Annotated in this window: 24 protein-coding genes, 3 tRNA genes and 1 pseudogene; 20 read left to right on the forward strand and 8 right to left on the reverse strand. The window is 65.5% G+C overall.

Annotated features, from left to right (window positions below; genetic code table 11):
• The first annotated feature begins 84 nt into the window (after window positions 1-84).
• From ACQCSV_RS03155 to ACQCSV_RS03165, 3 genes are all read left to right on the forward strand, one after another.
• Window positions 85-1,299, forward strand: coding sequence for a hypothetical protein (locus ACQCSV_RS03155; protein WP_354155368.1), 1,215 nt, complete (start codon window positions 85-87; stop codon window positions 1,297-1,299).
• A 71-nt stretch (window positions 1,300-1,370) separates the two neighbouring features.
• A complete protein-coding gene (locus tag ACQCSV_RS03160; RefSeq protein ID WP_354155437.1) occupies window positions 1,371-2,315 on the forward strand; it encodes an ATP-binding cassette domain-containing protein in 945 nt (314 codons plus the stop codon).
• A gap of 169 nt (window positions 2,316-2,484) precedes the next feature.
• A complete protein-coding gene (locus tag ACQCSV_RS03165; RefSeq protein ID WP_426939515.1) occupies window positions 2,485-3,234 on the forward strand; it encodes an ABC transporter permease in 750 nt (249 codons plus the stop codon).
• Window positions 3,235-3,259: 25 nt separating this feature from the next.
• On the opposite strand, the gene ACQCSV_RS03170 is transcribed toward ACQCSV_RS03165, so the two are convergent.
• From ACQCSV_RS03170 to ACQCSV_RS03180, 3 genes are all read right to left on the reverse strand, one after another.
• Window positions 3,260-4,693 (reverse strand): C40 family peptidase, encoded by a 1,434-nt coding sequence (locus ACQCSV_RS03170; RefSeq protein ID WP_354155367.1) that lies wholly within the window; start codon window positions 4,691-4,693, stop codon window positions 3,260-3,262.
• A 210-nt stretch (window positions 4,694-4,903) separates the two neighbouring features.
• Window positions 4,904-5,824, reverse strand: a complete 921-nt coding sequence (locus ACQCSV_RS03175) for a cation diffusion facilitator family transporter (protein WP_354155366.1) — start codon at window positions 5,822-5,824, stop codon at window positions 4,904-4,906.
• A gap of 10 nt (window positions 5,825-5,834) precedes the next feature.
• A complete protein-coding gene (locus ACQCSV_RS03180) occupies window positions 5,835-6,263 on the reverse strand; it encodes a metallopeptidase family protein (protein WP_354155365.1) in 429 nt (142 codons plus the stop codon).
• 71 nt (window positions 6,264-6,334) lie between these two features.
• Between ACQCSV_RS03180 and ACQCSV_RS03185 the strand changes: the two genes are divergently transcribed.
• On the forward strand, window positions 6,335-6,901 hold the full coding sequence (locus ACQCSV_RS03185) for a class I SAM-dependent methyltransferase (RefSeq protein ID WP_354155364.1): 567 nt from the start codon (window positions 6,335-6,337) through the stop codon (window positions 6,899-6,901).
• On the opposite strand, the gene ACQCSV_RS03190 is transcribed toward ACQCSV_RS03185, so the two are convergent.
• Window positions 6,816-7,757 (reverse strand): DMT family transporter, encoded by a 942-nt coding sequence (locus ACQCSV_RS03190; RefSeq protein WP_354155363.1) that lies wholly within the window; start codon window positions 7,755-7,757, stop codon window positions 6,816-6,818. The two genes, ACQCSV_RS03185 and ACQCSV_RS03190, sit on opposite strands and share 86 nt — an antisense overlap.
• Before the next feature lie 53 nt (window positions 7,758-7,810).
• Complete coding sequence (locus ACQCSV_RS03195; protein WP_354155362.1) at window positions 7,811-8,860, reverse strand: PHP domain-containing protein; 1,050 nt, start codon at window positions 8,858-8,860, stop codon at window positions 7,811-7,813.
• Between the two features lie 166 nt (window positions 8,861-9,026).
• Here ACQCSV_RS03195 and ACQCSV_RS03200 point away from each other — a divergent pair.
• From ACQCSV_RS03200 to ACQCSV_RS03240, 9 genes are all read left to right on the forward strand, one after another.
• Window positions 9,027-9,099, forward strand: a tRNA-Glu gene (locus ACQCSV_RS03200).
• Window positions 9,100-9,189: 90 nt separating this feature from the next.
• Window positions 9,190-9,263 (forward strand) — tRNA-Asp (locus ACQCSV_RS03205).
• Window positions 9,264-9,311: 48 nt separating this feature from the next.
• Window positions 9,312-9,387: transfer RNA gene (locus ACQCSV_RS03210), tRNA-Phe, on the forward strand.
• Between the two features lie 224 nt (window positions 9,388-9,611).
• The gene (locus ACQCSV_RS03215; RefSeq protein ID WP_354224272.1) at window positions 9,612-10,088 is read left to right on the forward strand and encodes an Asp23/Gls24 family envelope stress response protein; all 477 of its coding nucleotides are present in this window, start codon (window positions 9,612-9,614) and stop codon (window positions 10,086-10,088) included.
• Window positions 10,085-10,276, forward strand: a complete 192-nt coding sequence (locus ACQCSV_RS03220) for a hypothetical protein (protein ID WP_193340810.1) — start codon at window positions 10,085-10,087, stop codon at window positions 10,274-10,276. The genes ACQCSV_RS03215 and ACQCSV_RS03220 overlap by 4 nt, the downstream gene beginning before the upstream one ends.
• Window positions 10,273-10,653 carry a hypothetical protein gene (locus ACQCSV_RS03225; RefSeq protein WP_193340809.1) on the forward strand — a complete coding sequence of 127 codons (381 nt, stop codon included), beginning with the start codon at window positions 10,273-10,275 and terminating at the stop codon, window positions 10,651-10,653. Before ACQCSV_RS03220 ends, ACQCSV_RS03225 begins: the two co-directional genes overlap by 4 nt.
• Complete coding sequence (locus ACQCSV_RS03230; protein WP_426939149.1) at window positions 10,650-11,312, forward strand: DUF6286 domain-containing protein; 663 nt, start codon at window positions 10,650-10,652, stop codon at window positions 11,310-11,312. The genes ACQCSV_RS03225 and ACQCSV_RS03230 overlap by 4 nt, the downstream gene beginning before the upstream one ends.
• Window positions 11,309-11,920 carry a hypothetical protein gene (locus tag ACQCSV_RS03235; RefSeq protein WP_354224274.1) on the forward strand — a complete coding sequence of 204 codons (612 nt, stop codon included), beginning with the start codon at window positions 11,309-11,311 and terminating at the stop codon, window positions 11,918-11,920. The genes ACQCSV_RS03230 and ACQCSV_RS03235 overlap by 4 nt, the downstream gene beginning before the upstream one ends.
• A 106-nt stretch (window positions 11,921-12,026) precedes the next feature.
• The gene (locus ACQCSV_RS03240) at window positions 12,027-12,206 is read left to right on the forward strand and encodes a hypothetical protein (protein WP_354224276.1); all 180 of its coding nucleotides are present in this window, start codon (window positions 12,027-12,029) and stop codon (window positions 12,204-12,206) included.
• 108 nt (window positions 12,207-12,314) lie between these two features.
• Here the strand turns inward: ACQCSV_RS03240 and ACQCSV_RS03245 are convergent, their stop codons facing one another.
• On the reverse strand, window positions 12,315-14,126 hold the full coding sequence (locus tag ACQCSV_RS03245) for a glycoside hydrolase family 13 protein (RefSeq protein WP_426939150.1): 1,812 nt from the start codon (window positions 14,124-14,126) through the stop codon (window positions 12,315-12,317).
• A gap of 126 nt (window positions 14,127-14,252) precedes the next feature.
• Here ACQCSV_RS03245 and ACQCSV_RS03250 point away from each other — a divergent pair, with 126 nt between their 5' ends.
• The 5 genes from ACQCSV_RS03250 to ACQCSV_RS03270 all read left to right on the forward strand — a co-directional run bounded on the left by ACQCSV_RS03250 (window position 14,253) and on the right by ACQCSV_RS03270 (window position 18,952).
• Window positions 14,253-15,536: an ABC transporter substrate-binding protein gene (locus ACQCSV_RS03250; RefSeq protein ID WP_354155357.1), complete on the forward strand. Its 1,284-nt coding sequence runs from the start codon at window positions 14,253-14,255 to the stop codon at window positions 15,534-15,536.
• Between the two features lie 86 nt (window positions 15,537-15,622).
• On the forward strand, window positions 15,623-16,642 hold the full coding sequence (locus tag ACQCSV_RS03255) for a sugar ABC transporter permease (RefSeq protein WP_354155356.1): 1,020 nt from the start codon (window positions 15,623-15,625) through the stop codon (window positions 16,640-16,642).
• Window positions 16,639-17,514, forward strand: coding sequence for a carbohydrate ABC transporter permease (locus tag ACQCSV_RS03260; RefSeq protein ID WP_354155355.1), 876 nt, complete (start codon window positions 16,639-16,641; stop codon window positions 17,512-17,514). The genes ACQCSV_RS03255 and ACQCSV_RS03260 overlap by 4 nt, the downstream gene beginning before the upstream one ends.
• The gene (locus ACQCSV_RS03265; RefSeq protein ID WP_354155434.1) at window positions 17,514-17,780 is read left to right on the forward strand and encodes a hypothetical protein; all 267 of its coding nucleotides are present in this window, start codon (window positions 17,514-17,516) and stop codon (window positions 17,778-17,780) included. The genes ACQCSV_RS03260 and ACQCSV_RS03265 overlap by 1 nt, the downstream gene beginning before the upstream one ends.
• Before the next feature lie 119 nt (window positions 17,781-17,899).
• Entirely contained in the window at window positions 17,900-18,952 is a 1,053-nt protein-coding gene (locus ACQCSV_RS03270) for a LacI family DNA-binding transcriptional regulator (RefSeq protein ID WP_354155354.1), read from the forward strand.
• Window positions 18,953-18,989: 37 nt separating this feature from the next.
• On the opposite strand, the gene ACQCSV_RS03275 is transcribed toward ACQCSV_RS03270, so the two are convergent.
• Window positions 18,990-19,961 carry a hypothetical protein gene (locus ACQCSV_RS03275; protein ID WP_354155353.1) on the reverse strand — a complete coding sequence of 324 codons (972 nt, stop codon included), beginning with the start codon at window positions 19,959-19,961 and terminating at the stop codon, window positions 18,990-18,992.
• 34 nt (window positions 19,962-19,995) lie between these two features.
• Complete coding sequence (locus tag ACQCSV_RS03280) at window positions 19,996-20,802, reverse strand: exodeoxyribonuclease III (RefSeq protein WP_354155352.1); 807 nt, start codon at window positions 20,800-20,802, stop codon at window positions 19,996-19,998.
• A 154-nt stretch (window positions 20,803-20,956) separates the two neighbouring features.
• On the opposite strand from ACQCSV_RS03280, the gene ACQCSV_RS03285 reads away from it, so the two are divergent.
• Complete coding sequence (locus ACQCSV_RS03285) at window positions 20,957-22,456, forward strand: CoA-acylating methylmalonate-semialdehyde dehydrogenase (RefSeq protein ID WP_354155351.1); 1,500 nt, start codon at window positions 20,957-20,959, stop codon at window positions 22,454-22,456.
• A pseudogene (locus ACQCSV_RS03290) lies at window positions 22,456-23,427 on the forward strand (enoyl-CoA hydratase/isomerase family protein); the annotation flags it as partial. The gene ACQCSV_RS03285 and the pseudogene ACQCSV_RS03290, both read left to right, overlap by 1 nt.
• Window positions 23,428-23,438 lie beyond the last annotated feature (11 nt).

Consider the following 23,438-nt stretch of genomic DNA (forward strand, 5'->3'; position numbering starts at 1 on the left):
GCAAGACTTCCAGAAGAGACGTGTGCGCTGGCGGTCCCGAGGCGTAACCTGAAGTATGGGCTCCAAGGATGAAGCAGGGCTGGCATGATCCGCGCATGGCTGCGCTGGGTGCCTGCCGCAGCTGTACCTGCAGTGATAGCCGCCGGCGTGCTGGTGGGATCCATTCCGGCGCGGGCCGGCGATCCGTTGCCACAAAAGTCTCCGGCTGAGGTCCTGACCCTCCTTGGCCAGCACAACACCAGGTCATTCTCCGGAACGGTCGAGCAATCCGCCGAACTGGGACTGCCAGAACTGCCGGCCGCCGGTCCAACCTCCGGACCGGTGTCGGCCGGCGGGGCCGCGTCCGTCCTGGAGTTCCTGACCGGTGCGCACACTGCCCGGATATTCATGGACGGGCCAACAAAGATGCGGGTCCAGGTGATGGACCGGCTGGCTGAACGTGACGTCATCCGGCGGGACGGCGACGTGTGGTTCTACAACTCCAAGGACAACAGCGCTGCCCACCTGGCCTTGCCGGCGTTCGCCAGCGACCTGCCGTTGCCCGGTCCGTCCATGCCCATCCTGCCCGGCGACCTCCCCGGCCCGCCTGTACTGCCGACGCCCGAGGACCTGGCCCGCGAGTTCCTCGCCGTTGTGGACAGTTCCACCGAGGTGACGGTGGGGCCGGACATCGAAATTGCCGGCCGGACGGCCTACAGCCTGGAACTGGCGCCGCGGACGCAGGGAACGCTGGTTGAGAAAATTGCCATCGCCGTCGACAGCGAGACGGGAATGCCGCTGCGGGTATCCGTGATGGCACGCGGCCAGGCAAAACCGGCTTTACAGGCTGGCTTCACCAGCCTGTCCCTGGCGGCCCCGGAGGACTCGGTATTTTCGTTCGTTACCCCACCGGGCGCCACGATCAAGGAGCTGCAGGTACCACCGATCCCGCTCCGGCCCGGCCTGCCACCCCTTCCGGCCGTGCCCGGTGGGATTACGCCCGGAGTGGTTCCGGACAGTGCCCCGGATAAGATTCCCGGCAGCGACGCCAGCCTGCATCACCGTCATGCACTTCGGCCCACGGTAACTGGCAAGGGCTGGGAGACCGTCATCGGGTTCCCCGCGGCACCCGACGGCCAAGGGGCTGCCATGACTGAATCCTTGCTGAAGGATCCGCTCCTGTCCCAGGCCGCCGTCGTCGTGCCCGGCGGAAGGCTCCTGTCCACGGCGCTGGTCAACGTCCTGCTGACCGACGACGGCAGGATCTTTGTGGGGATGGTCCCGGCGGAGCGGCTCCAGGCCGCAGCCGGCGCAGTGTGACCGCGGCCGGTGTGACCGCGGCCGGGGTGGCTTCCTCCCGGACCAGCCCTCAAAGGAACGGCACAACCGGGCTGACCATCGAGACCCAGGGCCTGACCAAGCGTTTCGGCCACCAGTTGGCGGTGGACAACGTGGACCTCGCTGTTCCCCACGGTGCCGTCTTCGGGTTCCTGGGCCCCAACGGTTCCGGCAAGACCACCACCATCCGGATGCTCTTGGGCCTTGCTGCCGCGTCGGCCGGCACCGTCAGCGTCCTGGGCCTGCCGATGCCGCAGCGCCTACACGAGGTTCTGCCGCGCGTCGGTGCCCTGGTGGAGGGACCGGCGTTCTATCCGTTCCTTTCCGGCACCGCCAACCTGCACCGCCTGGACGCCGCCAGCCGGCATGCGGCCCCTGCTACCCGGACCGCCCGCGTGGCTGCCGCGCTTGAGCGCGTAGGTCTCTCACACGCCGCCGGCAAGCGGGTCCACGCGTACTCCCTGGGCATGAAGCAGCGGCTGGGGATCGCCAACGCGCTGCTGTCGCCGCGGGAGTTGCTGGTGCTTGATGAGCCCACCAACGGGCTGGACCCGCAGGGAACGCGGGAAGTGAGGAGCCTGGTGCGGTCGCTGGCCGCCGACGGCGCCACCGTCTTTGTCTCCAGTCACCTCCTCGCAGAGGTGGAGCAGATCTGCACGCACGCGGCCATCATGAGTGCCGGGCGGCTGGTGGCCCAGGGGCCGCTGGCGGAGCTCCGCCAGGCGGGCGAGACCCGGATCCGCCTGTTAACGCCCGACGCCGGGGCGGCCAGCGAGGTCCTGCTGCGGTTGGGCATGTCCCCGGGAAGGGGAACGCCTGAACCGGACGGCGACGTGCTGACCGCGGTCGCGGCCGCGTCCCGGCTTGAGGCCCCGGAGGACATTGTGGCGGAGCTCGTGGCAGCCGGCGTGCGTGTCCGGGGTTTTGCGGTGGAGCGGGAGAGCCTGGAGGAGCGCTTTGTGGCGCTGACGGGGGAGGGGTTCGACATTGCCCAATAGTGCTTCTGCGGCCGGCAGTGTTCCGGCAGCCCGTGGCGTTCCCGATGCCGGCAGCGGTGCTGAGGCCAGCAGCGGTTCCGGGCTCAGTAGGGCTTCGGGCGCGCCGTCGAGCCTGCCCCTGCTGGGGTCCGAGCTGAAGACGCTTTTCCGGCGCCGCCGGACCGCGGCCATGCTGGTGGCCCTTGCCGCTATACCGGTGCTGATCGCCGCCGCTGTCCGGCTCTCGTCATCCGTTCCTGCCGGGCGGGGACCGGCGTTCCTGGACCGGATCAGCCAGAACGGGCTGTTTGTGGCGGTCACGGCGATGCTGGTTTCCGTGCCACTGTTCCTCCCCCTGACCATTGGGGTGGTGGCGGGCGATACCATTGCCGGCGAGGCCAGCCTGGGCACGCTTCGTTACCTGCTGGTGGCGCCGGCCGGGCGGGTCCGCCTGCTGCTGGTGAAGTACGCCGGAGCGCTGGCGTTCTGTATCGCCGCGCCCGTCACGGTGGCCCTTGCCGGGGCCGCGATCGGGGCTTCGCTGTTCCCTGTCGGGCCGGTAACGCTCCTGTCCGGGGATGTAGTCCAGCCGCCTGAGGCCGCGCTGCGGCTGGTTCTGATCGCCGCCTATCTTGCGGTGTCCCTGGCCGGACTTTCGGCGATTGGCCTGTTCCTGTCCACCTTGACGGTGGTCCCGGTGGGCGCGATGGCCGCCACGGTGGTGCTGTCAGTGGTCTCGCAGGTGCTGGACCAGCTGCCACAGTTGGAATGGCTGCACCCATGGCTGTTTACACACTACTGGTTCGGATTCGCGGACATCTTGCGCCAGCCGGTGCTGTGGGACTCTTTTGCCAGCAACGCGCTGCTGCAGGCGGGTTACGTGGCCGTGTTCGGGGCGCTCGCCTATGGCCGGTTTGTCACCAAGGACGTGCTGTCCTGAGCCTCGGGCCCGAGCCCTGTCCGCATCAGTAGCGGGCTGCGTAAGGGTGGAGCTGCATCCCGGCCATCCAGCTCAACTGGGTCACGCTGATGCCCTCGTCCGGATTCAGCGCCTGAACCACCTGGCCGTTGCCCAGGTAGATGGCCACGTGATAGAAGCCCGGGGCTGAGCCCCAGACCAGCAGATCGCCGCGCCGGGCCTGGGAGATCGGCACGTGAACGGGGGCTGCCGCGTACTGCTGGGCAGCGGTGCGCGGCAGGTACTTGCCCGCGGCGGCGAAGGCTGTTTGCACAAGGCCGGAGCAGTCAAAACCGTTGGGGCCGGTGCTGCCGTACTGGTAGAAATAGGGCGACCCCACCTTGGACATCGCCACTGAGATGGCCGTCTCGTTGGAGCCCCCCTGCGATGGGGCCGGTGTTGGCGCCGGCGCCGGCGCGGGAGCGGGAGCGGGCGCAGGAGCCGGGGCGGGCGCGGGAGCGGGCGCAGGAGCCGGGGCGGGCGCGGGAGCTGGAGCTGGAGCTGGCGCGGGTGCTGGGGCAGGCGCTGGAGCTGGAGCTGGCGCGGGTGCTGGAGCGGCCGGCAGGTTCCCGCCGGCGGCCGGTCCGGCGGCAGGCCGGTCTGGTGCCTGCGCCGCCGCAGCCCGATCAGCGGCGGCAGTCAGCTCGGCGAGTCTGGCCTCCTCGCGCCGCCGGTCCAAAGCGTCAATGCGCGCTGATTCGAGGGCCACTGTGGTGTTCCGCAGTTGGGCGAGCTGATCCACGAGGATTGTTCGCTGCGCTGCGGCTTCGGCGACCGCCTTGGCCTGGGTAGCGTTGGCTTGTTCGGCCTCTTCCTTGCGGGCCTCGGCCTTTTGGGCGGCGTCGTCAGCGGCCCGGTTGGCGTCGTCGGCGGCGGCCGTCAGGGACTGCGCTGCGGTCGCTGCCGATGCCGCCGATTCGAAGGCACGGCTCCGGCTGGCCGAAATGGCTTCCAGTGTCGCAGCCTGGTGCAAGGTTTCGGGGTTGCCGCTGACGAACGTGCCCAGCGTAGGGTTGAGCCCGCCGTTGCGGTATAGGTCGCCGGCGAGCTGACCCACCTGCTTCCGGGTCCTGTCCTGCTCCTGCGTCGCAGCAGTGGCCTTGGCCGTGGCTATGTCCGCCGACATCTTGCGGTCCTGCAGTTCAACCAAGGCTTCACCGTAGGCGTTATTGGCCTGCAGCGACAAGGCAAACGTGGCTTGCTGGTCGCTCTTGGCGTCCGCGAGGAGGCGTTCGATGCTGGCGACCTTATCCGCGGTTGCGCGTTCACTGGCCTTGGCTGTGGCGATGTCCTCCGGGGTGGGAAGCTCCGGCGACGCCGGGCGCTGGACAGCCGGAGACTGCGGCAGCGGCGCAGCCTGGGCGGGGAGGGCCATGGTGCCGAAAAGTACGACGGCGGTGCACAGCACGGCGGCCTTCAGGCCGGATCCGGTCAAACCCATTCGCAGAACCTCGCACGCAGTAAGGCTGGGGGAGCGAGGTCTGGTGGCGGCGCAAGGAGCCCCTCTGCTGATCTCCCAGCAGTCCGAGGCTACGTGAGCGTGTGTACTTTGGCAACACTGGTCACATCAATAACATAAACAACAAGAGTGTGATTCCGCCGCATCCCGACCGGCGTGTCGTGCCGAGCCTGTGTCGTCCGCCGCAAGGGGTCAGGCGTGCTGGCGCGATTCGTGCTCCGAGTGACTGGCGGGCTCCAGCTGGAAAGTGCAGTGCTCGGTGTCAAAGTGGGAGCCCAGGCACGTGGTCAGCTTGTCCAGGAGCTGGTCGGCGCCGCGGGCATTGAGGACGCCGTCCTCCACCACCACGTGCGCCGAAAAGACCGGCACGCCTGAGGTGATCGTCCAGATGTGGATGTCATGGACGTCCACCACGCCGTCAACGCTGAGGATGTGTTCGCGGATCATCTGCACCTCCACGCCTTTGGGGGTCGCCTCCAGCAGGACGTCCACCACATCGCGCAGCAGGCTCCAGGCCCGCGGCAGGATCATCAGGGCGATGAGCACGGAGGCGATCGTGTCGGCGGCCTGGTAGCCGGTGAACATGATGACCAGGGCAGCAACAATAACTGCGACTGAGCCCAGCAGGTCGCCCAGCACTTCAAGGTAGGCGCCCCGGACGTTCAGGCTGTCCTGGTGTGCGCCGCGCAAAATCAGCAGCGAGACCAGGTTGGCCACCGCGCCCAGGATGGCCGCGAAGAGCATGATGTCGGTGTGGACCTCGGGCGCGGAGCCAATTCGGCGGATGGCCTCGGTGAAGATGACCACCGAGATGACAATCAGGATCAGCGCGTTGGCCAGGGCGGCCAGGACCTCGGCACGCTGGTAGCCGTAGGTCCGCTGCTCGCTTGCGGGGCGTCCGGCGATCCAGGCAGCCAGCAGCGCGATGGTCACGCCGGCCGCATCGGAGAGCATGTGGCCGGCGTCCGCCAGCAGGGCCAAGGATCCGGACAGTGCCGCGCCGATCACCTGGACCACCACCACCGCAAGGGTGATGGCCAGGACGGCAATGAGGCGTTTGCGGTGCCGGCCTGTCGCCGTGATCCCGTGCGTGTGGCTGTGGTCGTGTCCCATGCCTACAAGGCTAGTCCCAGCCGAGCTCGTGCAGCCGCCGGTCATCGATGCCGAAGTGGTGGGCGATCTCGTGGACCACCGTCACAGCCACTTCCTGGATCACCTCGTCGCGGGACCCGCAGATGTCCAGGATGGGCTGGCGGAAAATGGTGATCCGGTCCGGCAGCGAACCGGCATCCCACCATGAATCCCGCTCCGTCAAGGGAACCCCCTCGTAGAGGCCCAGCAGAACGGTGTCCGGATCCTCGCCAGGGCCGGGCACGTAGTCGTCCTCGACAAACACGGCCACGTTGTCCATGGCGGCCGCCAGTTTGGCGGGGATCAGGCCCAGGGCATCCGTGACGGCGGCCTCGAAATCGTCAGCGGACATCTCAAACGGACCGGACTCTTGCGGACCGTCCGGGATGATGGGCAGGCCGGGCGGCAGTTGGGCGGGCATAAGCAGACTCTAGCCCGCAGCCCGGTCGGCGCGCATACTGAACCGTCCTTGACCGCATTGGGAGGAGCTTGATGTCTGTCCGCCATCGCGTTTTTGCCGCCACTTACGACACGTTGTCGGCCTCTGTGGAGCGCCGCGAGCTCGCTCCTCGCCGTGCTCGGCTGCTTTCCGACGCCGATGCGGAGCACCTGCCGCTGCCGGACGGCGCACCGGACGCCGTCGTGTTCACCCTGGTGCTGTGCTCGGTGCCGGATCAGCGGCTTGCCCTGTTGGAGGCGCGAAGGGTGCTCAAACCCGGCGGGACCCTCGCGGTGCTCGAGCATGTCCGCGGACAGGGCCGGGCCGCCCGCTGGCAGGACAGGCTGGACGGCTTGTGGGGCCGTTGCGTGGCGCCCGGGTGCCAACCTCAACCGGAACGCGGTGGCATCCATCGGCGAAGCAGGGTCCGAGTTCACGGAAGTCAGCAGGTTGGAGGACCCGGCGGTTGCCCAGGCCACGCCCCTCATCGCGGGCATGGCAAAGCCGAGCCCGACGTTTCGCTGAACGGAGCCCCTACCGGGACCTGCGGCGAGTCAGGCCCACACCCACAAGGCAGACCAGCCCGCCCACCAAACCCAGCACCGCGGGCACTTCGCTGAGGACCAGCCACGAGATCAGGATGGTGGTGCCCGGCACAAGATAAGTGGTGGCCGCCAGTTTTCCGGCATCAATCAGGGACAGCGCAAAGGCCCAGGTGGTGAAGGCGATGGCGGTGGGGAAGATGCCCAAATAGACCAGGCCCAGTGTCGCCGGCAGCGGTGCCGACTGCAGCTCGGACACCAGCTGGCCACTGAAGGGAAGGCAGCAGACCGCCCCCACCATGATGCCGAACCAGGTGGCCTGGCCCGCCGGGAACTTCCGCAGCACCGGCTTCTGGATGATGACACTGACGGCGGCGAGCACGGCGGCGAGGAGGCAAAGCAGCACGCCCGCCACATCCGCCGTCGAACGTTCCCCGGAACCTGAGCCAAGCGCTATCAGTGCAACCCCGCCGAACGCCACCAGGCTCCCGAAAATCAGCCAGCGCGGGAAGCCCTCCTTCAGGAAGACGCCGGCCATGATCGCAACCAGGATGGGATTGACGTTGATCAGCAAGGCGGCGGTCCCGGCGTCCAGCAGGTGTTCTGCCGCGTTCAGGGCCAGGTTGTAGCCGCCGAACCACATCACCCCGTAGCCCAGGATGGGCCACCATTCGCGGCCCCGCGGCAGCAGCTTGCTTTTGGCCAGCTGCGGCAGCACCAGCGCGCCGAGCACGACGGCGGCAACCGCCAGCCTGCCCAGGGTCAGGGAACCGGGGGAGAAAGTGGGGCCGATGGCCCGGATCCCCACGAAGGCCGAGGCCCAGAGCACCACGGTGACCACCACGGCAGCGACGCCGAGCGCGTTCGGACGGCCAGGTGACGGGCGAAGCGTGGTTGCTACTGCTGCTGCGCTGGGAGGGGTGCTTGAAGCCATGCTGCCAATCTAGCCCTGCCGCGGCGCCGGCAGCTGGCGGGAATCGGACACGTCTAGTCGATCTTCTGCCAATCCCGGGCCGACCACTCCAACAGCCGCTCCAGAGGCCAGGTGGTAACGATGCGGTCCGCGGGCACATTGTTGCGCGCGGCACGGGCCGCCCCGTGCTGGAGGAAGTCGAGCTGGCCCGGAGCGTGGGCGTCGCTGTCGATCGAGAACAGGCAGCCGGCGTCAAGGGCCAGCCGGATCAGGTCATCCGGCGGGTCCTGCCGCTCGGGGCGCGAGTTTATCTCGACCGCCACATTGTTTTCGGCGCACGCCGCAAATACCTTCAGGGCGTCGAAGTCCGATTGCGGGCGCGTGCCACGGGATCCCTCCACCAGGCGTCCGGTGCAGTGGCCCAGCACATTGGTCCGGGGGTTCTGGATTCCGTGGAGCATCCGCCGGGTCATGGTGGCGCCGTCCGCCCGAAGCTTCGAATGGACGCTGGCCACCACAATGTCCAGCCGGTCCAGCATCTCCGGTGACTGGTCCAGTTCGCCGGATTCCAGGATGTCCACCTCGATGCCGGTCAGGAGCCGGAATCCGTCTTTTTCGCCGTCAGCTGCGGAGGCGGCGTTGATCGCGGCCACAACGTCGAGCTGTTCGGTCAGGCGCTCGGCGCTGAGCCCGTTGGCGATGGTCAGGTTGGGGGAGTGGTCTGTCAGCGCCAGGTACTCGCGGCCCAGAAGGCGGGCAGCGTCTGCCATCAGATGGATGGGAGAGCCGCCGTCGGACCAGTCGCTGTGGCTGTGGAGGTCGCCTCGGAGCGCTTCGTGAAGCTCGGCCCCACCGTCCGCCAGAGGCACCAGGCTGCGCTGGCGTAGATCCTCAAGATACTCTGGCACCTCGCCGTCCACGGCCTGCCGGACCACTTGGTAGGTCCTGTCGCCGATGCCCTTCATGCTCTTGAGCCTGCCGTCCCGGGCCCGGGCAGCCACCTCCGAAGGGTCGAGCCCGGCGATGATCCCCGCCGCCTTCCGGAAGGCCTGGACCTTGAACGTGGCAGCGCGTTCCCGTTCCAGCCAGAAAGCAATTTCATTGAGCGCGGCGACGGCATCCATCTGTCCATCTTCGCCTGTTCCGGCCGCTTCGGTCAGGTGTCGCGGGCCGATTTTGAGTTATTCCCGCCGAGGCCCTATAGTTTTAGAGTCCAGTTCGGAGCAACTGCAAACGAGAAGACTGAGAGCCTTGGCTCGAAGCCTTTTATTTTGTGCCGAACGGGTTCTGGCCCCCATCGTCTAGCGGCCTAGGACACCGCCCTTTCACGGCGGCGGCACGGGTTCGAATCCCGTTGGGGGTACGCAAGGAACTGGTCTGGCAGGCTGAAAACGTCTGGTAAGCTGGAAGCCTTGAAAAAAGCGGTAGCGATGCCGCGAAGTAATAAATTCAAGGCCCTGTAGCGCAGTTGGTTAGCGCGCCGCCCTGTCACGGCGGAGGTCGCGGGTTCAAGTCCCGTCAGGGTCGCTCTGATTGCTGGAAGAAATTCCGGCAGTCAAGGTGACATGTCACCTAGGCTCTGTAGCTCAGTTGGTAGAGCGTTCGACTGAAAATCGAAAGGTCACCGGATCGACGCCGGTCGGAGCCACCACTGGGAAGCATCAGTTCTTCGGAACTGGTGCTTTTCTTCTTTAACCGGGCACCCGCCTGCGCAACGCATCCTCCCGCCCCGTCCAGCGCTCTCAGGAGCAATCAGTAGACAGAACTCAGGAGGGGCGGGGCCGGCTCTTGTGCGAGGAGGCTGACTCTCGGCAGCTTCCCACGCCGGAACTCGCGTTAGGGATAGGGTTGGGAGCAATAGAAGGGGAGTGCCTGATGGAATACCAGAACCCACAACCCGATGCGGGTGTCGAGCGCCAGCTGATTACCAGCCACCGCGCCGCCAGCCAGGCGCCCGTACTAGGGCATGGCCGCACCGTGATCGCGGAGACCGCCGTGGCAAAAGTTGCCGGCATCGCTGCCCGCGCCGTGCCGGGAGTCTACTCGCTGGGGTCCGCCCCGTCCCGTGCGCTGGGAGCCATCCGGGATGCCGTCGGGAGTTCGGACCATGCGGCCGGTGTCCGCGCCGAGGTCGGTGAGACGCAGGTGGCGGTAGACATCAGTTTGGTAGCCTCCTACGGTACGCCACTGCATTCCCTGGCCGATCAGGTCAGATCGGCCGTGTACCGCGCGGTCGAGGAACTCGTTGGCTTGCAGGTCATCGAAGTGAATGTCGAAATAACCGATGTCTACGTGGCACCGCCAGTGAAGGCCGGAGCGCCTGCCGGCGCCGAAAGGGAGGCACTGCTGTGAACCTGACAGTTGTGGGCATCGCCATCGGCGCCTTCGTGGCGTTTATGTCCTTCCAGTTCGGGCTGTGGGGCTTCTTGGTCTCCCTCCTCTTTATGGCCATCGGCGCCCTCCTGGGCCGCGCAGCGGAAGGGAAACTGGACCTGCGCGGCGTGCTGGATGCCATCATCGGCCGGCGCTCCTCGTCATGACGTCAGCGTCGCCTTCCTTCCCGGTCCACGTCCTGAACGGACACAACCGCATCAGCACGCAGGCCCTGACCAGCCTTGCCAGGACAGCAGCCGCGGAAGCCCTCGGCGTGGATCCCCACGATGTCCGGGCGGACTGGGCGGACGACGACGGCCTGCTGGCTCTGTCGCTCGTGTCACCTATCAGGATCCCACCGCTGGCCACCGTGCTCAGGGACGCAGGCCGGGTCGCCGCGTTTGGCGGATCAATTTGGGACCGGACGGTCGATGCCAAAGCCAGAATCCTCTCGACGGTCACGGCCCTCAGCGGCGCCCGGCTGAGCAGGGTGGATATCCGAATCAGCGGCGTTAAACCGATCGAGGGAGGCCGGGTCCAATGAGCGGCGGAACAGTGGACGGGGACCTGGCGGATTCGAGGCCAACAAGCGGCGCCCGGGCCCGGCCGCAACCTGACATGCGCCGGGTCGTCTACCGGGAGACGCATTCCTCGCGGGCAGCGGTGTCAACAGTGGCAGCGGTCCTGGTGATGGGGCTTGCCGGCTACGGGCTTCTCGAATCGGCCGTGCACGCCATTGGGCAGCCGGCTTGGCTGATCGAACCACAGCTGGCGGCGGAGCGCATCGTTGCCCTGCCGGCTGGTACCCCGCCGTTGCTGCTCGGTGCCAGCGGCGCCGTGGTAGCGATGGTGGGATTGTTTTTCCTGCTCAACGCCATCCTGCCGGGAAGACGCGCCCGGCACGTGCTGGACGGCACCACGCTGAACGGCACCGGGGGTTCGTCCGCAGTGGTGGTCGATGACGAGGTCATCGCCTCCGCCTTGGCGCGCAGCGCACGGCTCGCCGCCAATGTCACCCCGGAGCAGGTCATGGTGGTGGTGTCCCGGCGGCAGGTCATCGTGAACGTACGCCCCACCTCAGGGGTTCCGGTGGCCGAAGCTGCGGTGCTGTCCGCGGTCCAGGACGAACTCGGCGAGATGTCTCTGGTCCCGTCGCCTGACGTCCGCGTCAACGTTTCCACCGTAGGAGTGATCGGCGCATGACGGCCACACCCTCGCTCCTCAATAGGATCCTGCTGGGCATCCTCGGACTCAAGCTTCTCGCCGTGGGCATCCTGCTCATCCTGCTGGCCACCGTTCCACCAGTGGGCTCCTGGTGGCATGCCTGGTCCGGATCGGCCTGGCGGGGTGTCAACCAGGCCTTCGACAACACCCGATTCCCGGAACGCCCGGAAAGCTGGCTCTGGATTCTTATAGCTCTTGCCCTGGTAGTCCTTATTGGCCTGATGGTGGCCTGGCTCGCGCAGCAGGGCAAGGGCCGCAGCAAACTGCTGGTGGCCGAGTACGACCCCGGGACCGTGGCCGGAGACGTGCGGATCAGCGGGGGAGTAGCTGAACAGGCGTTGAAGCACGCTTTGGCTGAACGGCCCGATCTGGCGGGTGCCACGGTGGCAACCTACGATGTCCAGGGCAGCCCTGCCTTGAAAATCCGGCTCCAGCCGCGCCAGGGCGTGGCGCCGCACCTCCTGGCGGACGAGGTCTATGCCTTGGTAGATGCTTTGGACCAAGTGGTTGGCAAGCGGACGCCGGTCCTGATCCACATCGGCGCCGGGGCCAGGACACGGTTCAGCCGGGCCGAACGCGTCCGTTAGAGTCAGACGGCGGGACACCTGATCGTGCCGATGCCGGCGGATATCGGCTGGCAAATGCCCACCACCACTGTCCGGATGGAATGACCGGGGAATCTAGGAGAACACCATGAGCGAAGAAGTAACTGGCAGCGCAGTGGCAAACGAAGGCGTCGAAGGCGCTGCAGAAAACGTGAAGGAGGTCGCGGGCGATGCCGCAGAAAACGTCAAGGAACTGGCCAGCGATCTGACTGAGAACGTGAAGGGCTTCGGAGCCAAGATCGCCGGGCTGTTCAAGGGCGGCAAGTAAGCCTTCACCTTTTCAGCCTGGCTCCAAGGACGCCGCGCCCCTAGGGGTCGGCGTCCTTGGTTTTTAGGCTGTGCCCCGATCTCGTGGCCCCCGAGCGGCCAAGGAAAATCACTTCTTGGTCAGGTAGACCGTGCAGTTTGGCGGTATTTCAGCCCCGGTGCCACTAGTCACCGGATCACTCGTCAGAGCCACCGCGTACCCGGCAGGGACAGGTATAACGGCTTCCCCCATATTGCTCAGGACCAGGACGTCGCCGTTCTTGAAGGCCAGCACACCCCGGGGCGGGTGATGGATGTCGGCCCACTGGAAGGTCCCGGACCCGAGACTGTGGGTGGAACGGAACGACAACGCCGAGCGGTATAGCTCGAGTGTGGAGCCGGCGATGCCGTCCTGCCGGTCGGCCGCGAGGTCCCTGAAGGACTCGGGCTGAGGCAGCCATGGCGCGGCCGGCCCTCGGACGCTGTCACCAGTAAACGCGTCCGCGAAACCGTAGCCGGGTGCCGCTGCCCGCCAGGGCAGCGGCACCCGGCAGCCGTCGCGGCCGATTTCAGCACCTTTGGTGCGGAAGAACGTAGGATCCTGGCGGGCTTCGTTCGGGAGTGTCGTGTGCTCCGGAAGGCCCAATTCCTCGCCCTGGTAGATGTAGGCAGATCCGGGCAACGCGAACGAGACCAGGGTGGCGGCACGGGCGCGCTCCAGACCCAAGGCAGCGTCTGGCTGCTCATCTTCTGCGGCGATGCCTTTGGGGAAGGTCGTGGGGTCCTTCAGACCGAACCGCGTGCTGTGCCGTACGGTGTCGTGATTGCTCAGCACCCATGTGGACGGCGCTTCCACGGACGCATCCGCTTTGAGGGAATCTGCGATGGCTTCAGCCATTCGCTCGGCGTCCCAGCCCGCCAGGAGAAAGTCGAAGTTAAAGGCCTGCTGCATTTCGTCCTTGCGGACGTACCGGGCCAGGCGTTCAGCAGGTTCAACCCAGGCTTCCGCAACCATCATGCGGTCGCCATGGTACTCAGCCAGCACTTTGTGCCAGTCGCGGTAGATCTCATGCACGCCGTCCTGGTCAAAGAACGGCGACGGCGGGTATTGCGGCGACACGGCACGGTGCGGTTCCTGCGCATCGGTATGTGCGCCTGGTGCGTCGCCCGGCGTCGTACGCAGCGTGTCCCGGGCTTCCGCGGTTCCTTCGACCATGGCCGCCACGCCCTCCCAGTCCGGAAGCCCGGCTTCCTTGACTAGGCCGTGGGCAACGTCCACACGGAAGCCGTCAACTCCCCGGTCGAGCCAGAAGCGCAGGACCGATCGCATTTCTTCCCGCACCTCGGCGTTGTCCCAGTTCAGATCCGGCTGTTTGGTATCGAACAAATGGAGGTACCACTCGCCCGGGGTGCCGTCCTGTTCGGTGACCCTGCTCCAGGCAGGGCCACCGAAGATCGACCTCCAGTTGTTCGGTGCCAGGTTTCCGTCGCCGGAACCGGCGACCGCATCCTTTCCGGGCCTGAACATGTACCTGTCCCGCACCCTGGATCCTGGTGCGCCCGTCAAAGCTTCGCGGAACCAGACGTGCTCATCTGACGTGTGGTTCGGGACGAGGTCAACAATGACCTTCAGCCCCAGGCTGTGAGCATTCTGTAATAATTCGTCGAAGTCCGGCAATGCCCCGAAAAGAGGGTCAACGAAGCGGTAGTCAGCCACGTCGTAGCCCGCGTCCGCCTGCGGGGATTTGTAGAACGGTGAAAGCCACACAGCATCCACTCCCAGGCTCCGCAAATACGGCAGGCGGGCCGTAATTCCGGGGAGGTCACCCATGCCGTCGCCATTGGCGTCAGCGAAGGAACGCGGATAAATCTGATAGACGACGGCGCTGGCCCACCACGAGTTGAGTGCGGAACCGGGGGTGGGAACGAGTGGATGTTGCATTTGGTTCCGCTCCTGTAACTTTTTGATGTAAACGCTTGCATTGCCCACGACAACCTTACTAGTGTGATGGTCACCACATCAACCGCACAGTCGACGTACGTGTCACTCAGCGAGGAGCTTCAAGCTATGAAAACCCGTAAATACCTACTCCCGGCAGCAGCTGCCGGCATCCTGGCCCTGGCGCTCTCCGCCTGTTCCGGCGGCGGCGCAGGCAGCGGCACGGCCTCAAGCGGCGGAGATGCCGCGGCCAATCTCGACGGACGGGGTCCCATTACCTACATCCAGGGCAAAGACAACAGCAACGTCGCCCGCCCGCTCGTGGACAAGTGGAACGCGGCGCACCCGGACCAGATAGTCACCTTCAAGGAGCAGTCGGACCAGGCGGACCAGCAGCACGACGATCTGGTCCAGAACCTCCAGGCAAAAAACGTCAACTACGACGTCTTTGACGTGGACGTTATCTGGACCGCTGAGTTTGCAGCGAAGGGTTGGCTGCAGCCGCTCCAGGACAAGATGAGCATTGATACGTCCAAGATGCTGCCTGCCACGGTCAAGACGGCAACGTACAACGACACCCTCTTCGCGGCACCAAAGACTTCAGACGGCGGAATCCTCTATTACCGCAAGGACCTGGTACCCACCCCGCCTAAGACTTTTGACGAGATGATGAGCATGTGCTCCATCGCGAAGCAGAACAACATCGACTGCTACGCGGGACAGTTCTTCAAGTATGAAGGCCTCACGGTCAACGCGGCTGAGGCAATCAACTCGGCCGGCGGCACGATCGTTGGAGACGATGGCAAATCGACGGTGACCTCTGCGGCGGCCAAGGCCGGCCTCAGCAACCTCGTTAGTGCCTACAAGGATGGAAATATCCCCACGCAGGCCATCACCTACCAGGAAGAACAGAGCCGTCAGTCCTTCGAAGACGGCAAGCTTCTCTTCCTGCGGAACTGGCCTTATGTATACAACCTCGCTAAGACCGATGGCTCCTCCAAGGTGAAGGACACCTTCGGCATGGCACCCCTCCCGGGCAAGAGCGGCCCCGGAGCGTCTTCCCTTGGTGGCCATAACATGGCCGTCAGCGTCTACTCGCAGCACAAGGCCACGGCCAAGGACTTCCTGACCTTCATGACCAGTGAAGAAACTGAAAAGTTCTACGCCACGCAGGGCTCGCTGGCCCCGGTGCTCGGTTCCCTGTACGACGACCCGACACTGGTAGCCAAACTGCCTTATCTGCCGGTGCTGAAGACGTCGATCTCCAACGCAGTTCCGCGTCCGGTCACGCCGTTCTACCCGGCAGTCACCAAGGCCATCCAGGACAACGCCTACGCTGCCATCAAGGGTGAGAAGACCGTCGATCAGGCAATGACGGATATGGACACGGCCATCAACTCGGCCAGCCAGTAGCGAAACCTCCAGTGAATCTCGGGCGGCCGGCGCTTCACGCGAGCGGTCGCCCGAGGGTCACGCTATTAATTCCGGAAGGAGGGGATATGTCCACGCTAGCGCAGCCTAAACCAGCGCCGGAGACACCGAGCCCCAAACCGAGTAAAGATCGAAAAGAAGTAGGACAGGACAGGGCGGTCAAGTCCCAAGGCCGCTGGGCGTTCTGGCTGGTTTCTCCGGCCTTGGTGGTGCTCGCTATTGTTATCGTCTACCCGGTGGTCAACGCCATCATCATGGCCTTCCAGAAGGACCAGGGCCTTGACCCGGTGACCAAGGTCTTTGTCCAAGGCGGTTCCGCCGGCTTTGACAATTTTGTGCACTGGCTGGCCCAGCAATGTGGCTCGGCCGCTTGTGCACCTGGCACCCTCGGAGCCCAATTCTGGAGCGCCACCGGTACCACATTCTTCTTCGCTGCTGTCACCGTGGTGCTGGAGACCATCTTGGGATTCTGGATGGCAGTCATCATGGCACGCAGCTTCCGCGGACGCAGCGCCCTTCGTGCAGCGGTCCTGGTGCCGTGGGCCATTCCCACGGCAGTGACAGCGAAGCTGTGGTTCTTCATTTTCGCTTTCGATGGAATCGCCAACAAGCTGTTTGGTACGGCGATCCTCTGGACAGGCAGCGAGTGGCCGGCCCGGTGGGCGATTATCATCGCAGACGTCTGGAAGACCACGCCGTTTATGGCATTGCTGATTTTGGCGGGCCTGCAGATCATCCCGGCAGAGGTATACGAGGCCGCGAAGGTCGACGGGGCCTCGACATGGCAGCGTTTCACCCAGATCACCTTGCCCCTGGTGAAGCCGGCACTCATGGTTGCTGTCCTGTTCCGTGTCCTTGATGCATTGCGTATGTACGACCTCCCAGCTATCATGACCCAGGGCTCCAACGGCACAACAACGTTGTCCATCCTGGTAGTTGATCAGATCCGTCAGGGGTTCAACTCAGCAGCGGCCTTGTCCACCATCACCTTCTTGATCATCTTCCTTGTTGCGTTCATCTTCGTTCGGTTCCTCGGAGCTAATGCAGTTGCCTCAGCCGCGCCCAAGACCAAGGAGCAAGTGAAATGACCGCCGTGACCTTTGACGCCGCACCCAAGACGGCTGCCCGGCGGCGGGAACGCTGGGCAAACGGACGCACCTATATCAGCGCAGGCCTCATCTTCATCTGGTGCTTGATTCCGTTCTACTGGATGATCGTGACCGCGTTCCGGGACGTCGGCTTTACGTTCGATTCGACGCCTTTCTTCACCCATGTCACCTGGGACAACTTCAACACTGTGTTCTCAGAAAGCCTGGGTAACCACTTTGGCCGGAACCTCCTGAACTCGCTCTTTGTGGCCGGGGTGACCACCGTGGTTGCCCTGCTCTTTGGCGTGTTTGCCGCGTATGCCTTGTCCAGGCTTGAATTCCGCTTCAAGTTCCTGGTGCTGGGCTTTGTCCTCGGGGCTTCGATGTTCCCGGGCGTGGCCTTGGTGACGCCATTGTTCCAGTTGTTCACCAACATCGGCTGGTACGGCACCTACCAGGCACTGATCATTCCGAACATCTCGTTTGTGTTGCCTTTAACGATCTATACCCTCACATCGTTCTTCCGGGAAATGCCGTGGGAACTGGAGGAATCAGCTCGAATTGATGGGTGCACCCAGGGGCAGGCTTTCCGCAAGGTGATCATGCCGCTCGCCGCGCCGGCCGTATTCACCACCGCCATCCTGGCGTTTATCGCTTCCTGGAATGAGTTCCTCATCGCGAGCCAGTTGTCCAATGATTCCACCAAGACCGTCACAGTGGCGATTGCCTATTTCGCCGGCGCCCAGGCCCACCAGGAGCCGTACACCGCCGTCATGGCAGCCGGAACGGTTGTGACCATTCCGCTCGTGATCCTCGTGCTGATCTTCCAGCGGAAGATCGTGGCGGGTCTGACAGCGGGCGCGGTCAAGTGATGCAAACTCCAGATTCGGCCGGACCCCTCACGGGTCCGGCCAAGGAGCATCACACGCGGGTGAAGTCGGCGGAAGATTTCGACCTCGTGATCGGTTTTCTCGGTTTTTGGGCCTTGGTCCTGCTGGCTATCACCGTGGCGGCCGAGCTCTCGGCCCAGCCTGCACTGGGCTGGGCGCTGGGCCTGTTGGCCGTAATTCTGGCTCTGTGGGGGATGCTGAGGCTGCGCCGACGGCTCCCCGCCAGGACATCCAGGCGCATCACCTGAGGGGCCATCCGACATAAATCAGCAGGGAATCGGCTAGAGGCAACCAGGCGGAATATGCTGAGTGCCTCCGTCCCGGAAGGCACCCTCGGCTTCCGCGCGGGATACTGAGGGGGCTTTGAGTGGCAAAAACAAGCGAGAGGTCTCAACGGGGTGGCCACAGCGGCGTCAGCATTGAGGACGTGGCAGCTGCCGCAGGCGTATCCACCGCCACCGTTTCCCGGGCCGTGCGCGGACTGCCCCGGGTTTCGCCCGCCACCCGGGAGAAGATCCTCGAAGTGGCGGGGGCCCTGGGCTATGTCGCTTCGTCGTCCGCGTCAGGGCTGGCCACCGGCCGCACCAAGACCATTGGCGTCTTGGCGCCGTTCGTGAGCCGCTGGTTCTTCTCCAAGGCCATTGAGGGCGCGGACCGCGAACTTCACTCCCGCCACTACAACCTTTCCCTCTTCAACCTGGGCGGCCACGGCAGTAACCGCGAACGCCTGTTCAGTAAAACCATGGTTTACAAGCAGATTGACGCCTTGCTTGTCCTTTGTATGGCGCTCAGCCACGAGGAACTGGACCATCTCCAGAAGATTGACATCCCGCTGATCGTAGTGGGCGGCCACGTGGAAGAGTGCGCGTACATCGGCATCGACGACTACGCCGCCGCTTCCACGGCCGTCAGGCACCTGATCGATCTCGGCCACAGGGACATTGCCCTGCTGCACGGCGACGACGAAACGGATCTGAACTTCGATGTTCCCCGCGTGCGGATCCTGGCCTTCAAGGACGTGATGGCTGCGGCAGGACTACCGGTCCGGCCCGAATGGGATGAGTGGGGAGACTTTACAGTCCGCAGCGGCCAGGAAGCGTTCCGGCGCCTCTGGGCCGGGCCCGGCCCTAAGCCCAGCGCCATCTTCTGCGCCTCCGACGAGATGGCCATGGGGGTCATCTTCGAAGCCGCACGTGCGGGCGTCCGTGTGCCGGAGGACTTGTCGGTGGTGGGGATCGATGACCACGACTTCGCCGACGCGGTGGGTCTGACCACCGTGGGACAGCGGCCGGACGAACAGGCCGAGCTGGCTACCAAGATGCTCCTCGATGAACTGGACGGCAGGGTCGGGGCGGTTCAGTCCGCCGTCGCGCCCCACCAGCTCATCGTCAGGCGTACGACGGCGCCGCCTCCTTCCTGAGGAGGCGCTGCGTCGCAGCTGATCCAGGAAGCCTCGGTCAGGACGCGCGGGCGAGTTGCCGGATGGGAATCCAGCGGGAAGCCAGCCTGCGGTAGGCCGCGGCGGCGCCCGTCATGTCGCCCTCAGCCAGGCATTCGATGCCCAGCCGGATGTCCATGGGCGACTCGTCCGGGTAGACCTTGTCCGCCACAGCACCGTAGTCGAGTTCCACCATGGAATTGACGTGGAACAGCTCCAGCCATTCGGTCAGCTGTGCGAGGTCGTCCAGCATGTCCAGGTCCGGGGCGGCCAGCGCCAGGTGGGCCACGGCGTACCGTGCGCGCTCCATGGCCTCGGTGATGGGAGCCCACACCCTGACGGTGAGGATGCGGCCGCCTGATTCCACTACGTCCTTATGGTCGCCTTCCGAAAACAGCGAGAACCAGCTGAAAGGGATGCCCCAGGTGGAGGCGCGCGTATGCACGCGGATGGCGCCGTCCCGTGCCTTGACGTGGTCAATGCGTTCCTGGTGTTTGTCCCGCTGCTCCTCCGGAATCAGCATTTCGGCCAGCGGGCCGTGGATGCCTTCCATGAGGGCATTGGCGGCGAGGCCTGCCCGCAGGACCAGCTGGCTGGGGCAGTACAGCAGGATGCGTCCGGCGTCCCCAGTGTCAGGCCCGGCGCCAGCGCCTGTCCCGGTCCCCAACCCGGACCCGGCACCCGGGCCGGCGGCAGCACCGGCGTCGGACGTTCCTGACTGCGGGGCCCGCCCCGGGGGGACGCCGGGAACGCTGGTGACTCGGACCAGGTCCGTCCGCCCGGTGGGGAACGGGTCCCCGCCAGAGCGTGTGATCCTGCCCAGCGAGGCCAGCAGTTCGGCGTTTTCGACGGCGGCCCGGGAGGCCGTGCGGGCTCCGGCGGTCCGGATGGCGTCCCGTTGTCCTTCCGGGAAGGCGTCCAGCGGTTCGTAGACGCGCAGGGTGGAGGAGAACGGCAGGCCGGCCTGGCCCCGGTAGAGGTTTCCCGTCATCACAGTCTCCCTTCCGGGGCACCGGCTGCAGCCATTAGTCGGCCAGATCCACCAGGACGGGGGCGTGGTCCGAGGCGCCCTTGCCCTTGCGTTCCTCGCGGTCGATCGAGGCGCCGGTGACGCGGGCCGCCAAGGCGTGCGAGCCAAGGACAAAATCAATGCGCATGCCCTCCTTTTTGGGGAAGCGCAGCTGGGTGTAATCCCAGTAGGTGTACACGCCGGGACCGGGCGTGTACTGGCGGGCCACGTCGGTGAACCCGGCCTCTGCGAAAGCGTGGAAAGCTGCGCGCTCCGGCGGGCTGACGTGGGTATGGCCCTGGGACAGGAACAGGTCGATGTCCCAGACGTCCTCATCCAGGGGCGCGATGTTCCAGTCGCCCATGAGCGCAACCTGGGCGTTGGGATCAGCGGCGACCAGGCCCTGGGCGTGGTCCTTAAGGGATTCGAGCCATTTGAGTTTGTACGGCATGTGTTCGTCGTCCAGGGAGCGGCCGTTGGGCACGTAGAGGCTCCAGATCCTGACGCCGCCGCACGTGGCAGCCATCGCGCGGGCCTCCTGGACGGGGTCCTTGCCTTCCTTCCCGAACGGAGGCTGGTCCAGGAACGTGCGCTCCACGTCTTCCAGGCCAACCCGGGACGCGATGGCAACCCCATTCCACTGGCTAACACCGAAGTGGGCCACCTCGTAGCCCATGCGTTCGAACAGTTCCCACGGGAAGTTTTCGTCCTTGCATTTGGTCTCCTGGATGGCCAGCACGTCGCAGTCGCTGCGCTGCAGCCAGGCCTCCACGCGGTCGGCGCGGGCACGGAGGGAGTTCACATTCCAGGTAGCAATCTTCACAGTCCCTAACTTACCGAACTTGTTGCCCGGAGGCGTTGCCGCGGCGCGGGCGCGATCGGTTCCGGCCGGGCTGGGCGGTCTGGAATTTAGTAGGAAGTCCGAGTATATTCGCTTTCAGAGATGACCTGGATCACATGCGAAGGAGCATTGCATCATGGTGCGCGAACTATCCCATTACGTAGACGGCCAGCGGGTGACTGGGACCTCCGGCCGCTTCAGCGACGTTTTTGACCCCTGCGCGGGCCAAGTCCAAGCGCGCCTGCCCCTTGCCAGCGCGGAGGAAGTCCGGAACGTGGTGGCCGCCGCGGAGAAGGCGCAGGTCCAGTGGGCGGCCATGAACCCGCAGCGCCGTGGCCGGATCCTGCTCAAATTCGTAGACCTCGTCAACGAGAACATGGATGAACTCGCCACGCTGCTGTCCTCCGAACACGGGAAGACCTTCGCGGACTCCAAGGGCGATATTCAGCGCGGAATTGAAGTGGTGGAGTTCGCGGCGGGTGCCCCGCACCTGCTCAAAGGCGAGTTCTCCGACGACGCCGGGGCAGGCATCGACGTCCACTCGCTGCGCCAGCCGCTCGGCGTGGTCGCGGGCATCACCCCGTTCAACTTCCCGGCGATGATCCCGCTGTGGAAGTCCGGCCCGGCCCTCGCCGCTGGCAACGCGTTCATCCTCAAGCCCTCCGAACGGGACCCGTCGGTTCCGCTGCGGCTGGCCGAACTGTTCACCGAGGCCGGGCTGCCGGACGGGGTGTTCAACGTGGTCAACGGGGACAAGGAAGCCGTTGACGCGCTGCTGGAGGACGCCCGGGTGAAGGCCGTCGGCTTTGTGGGTTCAACGCCCATTGCCCAGTACATCTACGCCACCGCTGCCGCCCACGGGAAGCGCGCCCAGTGTTTCGGCGGGGCCAAGAACCACATGGTGATTATGCCGGACGCGGACCTGGACATGGCCGCCGACGCCCTGATCGGCGCAGGCTTCGGCTCCGCCGGCGAGCGCTGCATGGCCATTTCCGTGGCCGTCCCGGTAGGGGAGAAGACCGCGGACGCGCTCGTGGCCAAGCTGACCGAGCGCGTCAAACACCTCAGGGTAGGCCACAGCCTGGACAAGGACTCGGACTTCGGGCCCGTGGTGGCGGCGAGTGCCAAGGAACGGATCGAGGGCTACATCCAGTCCGGCGTGGACCAGGGCGCCACCCTGCTGGCCGACGGGCGTGGCCTCATGGTCGAAGGCTACGACGACGGTTTCTGGGTGGGACCCACGCTCTTTGACCACGTCACGAAGGAGATGAAGATCTACCAGGAGGAAATCTTCGGACCCGTCCTCAGCGTGCTCCGCGCCGCCGATTACGACGAAGCCCTCCGGCTGTGCTCCGAGCACGAATTCGGCAACGGTGTGGCCATCTTCACCCGCGATGGCGACGCCGCCAGGGACTTCGCCAGCCGGGTGGAAGTGGGAATGGTTGGCATCAACGTGCCCATCCCGGTGCCCATCGCCTATTACACGTTTGGCGGCTGGAAAGCGTCCGGCTTCGGCGACCTAAACCAGCACGGCGCCGACGCGTTCCGTTTCTACACCAAGACCAAGACGGTCACCACACGCTGGCCGTCCGGGATCCGCCAGGGCGCCAGCTTCATCATGCCGGCAGGCAGCTGATGGCGGAGGTTCTGTTCGACGAGCGCGGCCACCTGGGCATCATCACACTCAACCGGCCCAAAGCCGTCAACGCCCTGAATGCCGGCATGGTGGACGCCATGCTGGCCCAGCTCACCGCCTGGGCGGACGACGACGGCGTGGCCACCATTCTGGTCCACGGCGCTGGCGAGCGTGGCCTCTGCGCCGGGGGCGACATTGTGGCGATCTACCGGGACATCCTTGGCGGCGGTAGCGAAACGGCTGACTTCTGGCAGGCCGAATACCGGCTGAACTCCCTGATTGCCGCGTACCCGAAGCCTTATGTGGCTTTTATGGACGGCCTGGTGCTGGGTGGCGGTGTGGGAATCTCCGCGCACGGTTCGGTGCGGGTGGTCACCGAACGGACCCGGACCGGGATGCCGGAGACCACCATCGGGTTTGTGCCCGACGTCGGCGGGACCTGGCTGCTGGCGAAATCACCCGGGGAGACGGGCACTCACGCGGCGCTGACCGGGGCCCACCTGACCGGGGCGGATGCGCTGTTCCTGGGCCTTGCGGACCACTTTGTCCCGTCGGGGAGCCTGCCGGAGCTGGCGGCCGCGCTCGAACACGAAACTGCGGAAGCCGCCGTCGTACGCTTTGCGCAGGACCCGCCGCCCTCCGGGTTGGAGGCGCAGCGCGGCTGGATCGATGCCGCCTACGCCAGCGAAGACGTGGAGGACATTGTCCGGCGGCTGCGGACCATGGATGGGTCGCCGGATGGCACGCCGGGCGTTGAGGGGAACGGGGCGACCGAGGCTGCCAGCACCATCGAGGCGAAGTCGCCGACGGCCGTGAAGGTGACCCTGGAGTCACTTCGCCGCGCCAAGGGACTGACGCTGGACGAGGCACTGGCGCAGGAATACCGGGTAGGTCTTCGGTTCCTGGTTGCGCCGGACTTCCGCGAAGGGATCCGCGCTCAGGTGGTGGACAAGGACCGCACGCCGCACTGGAAGCCGGCCGC

The sequence above is a fragment of the Pseudarthrobacter sp. S3 genome, from assembly GCF_050156905.1.
Classification (GTDB): Bacteria; Actinomycetota; Actinomycetes; order Actinomycetales; family Micrococcaceae; genus Arthrobacter.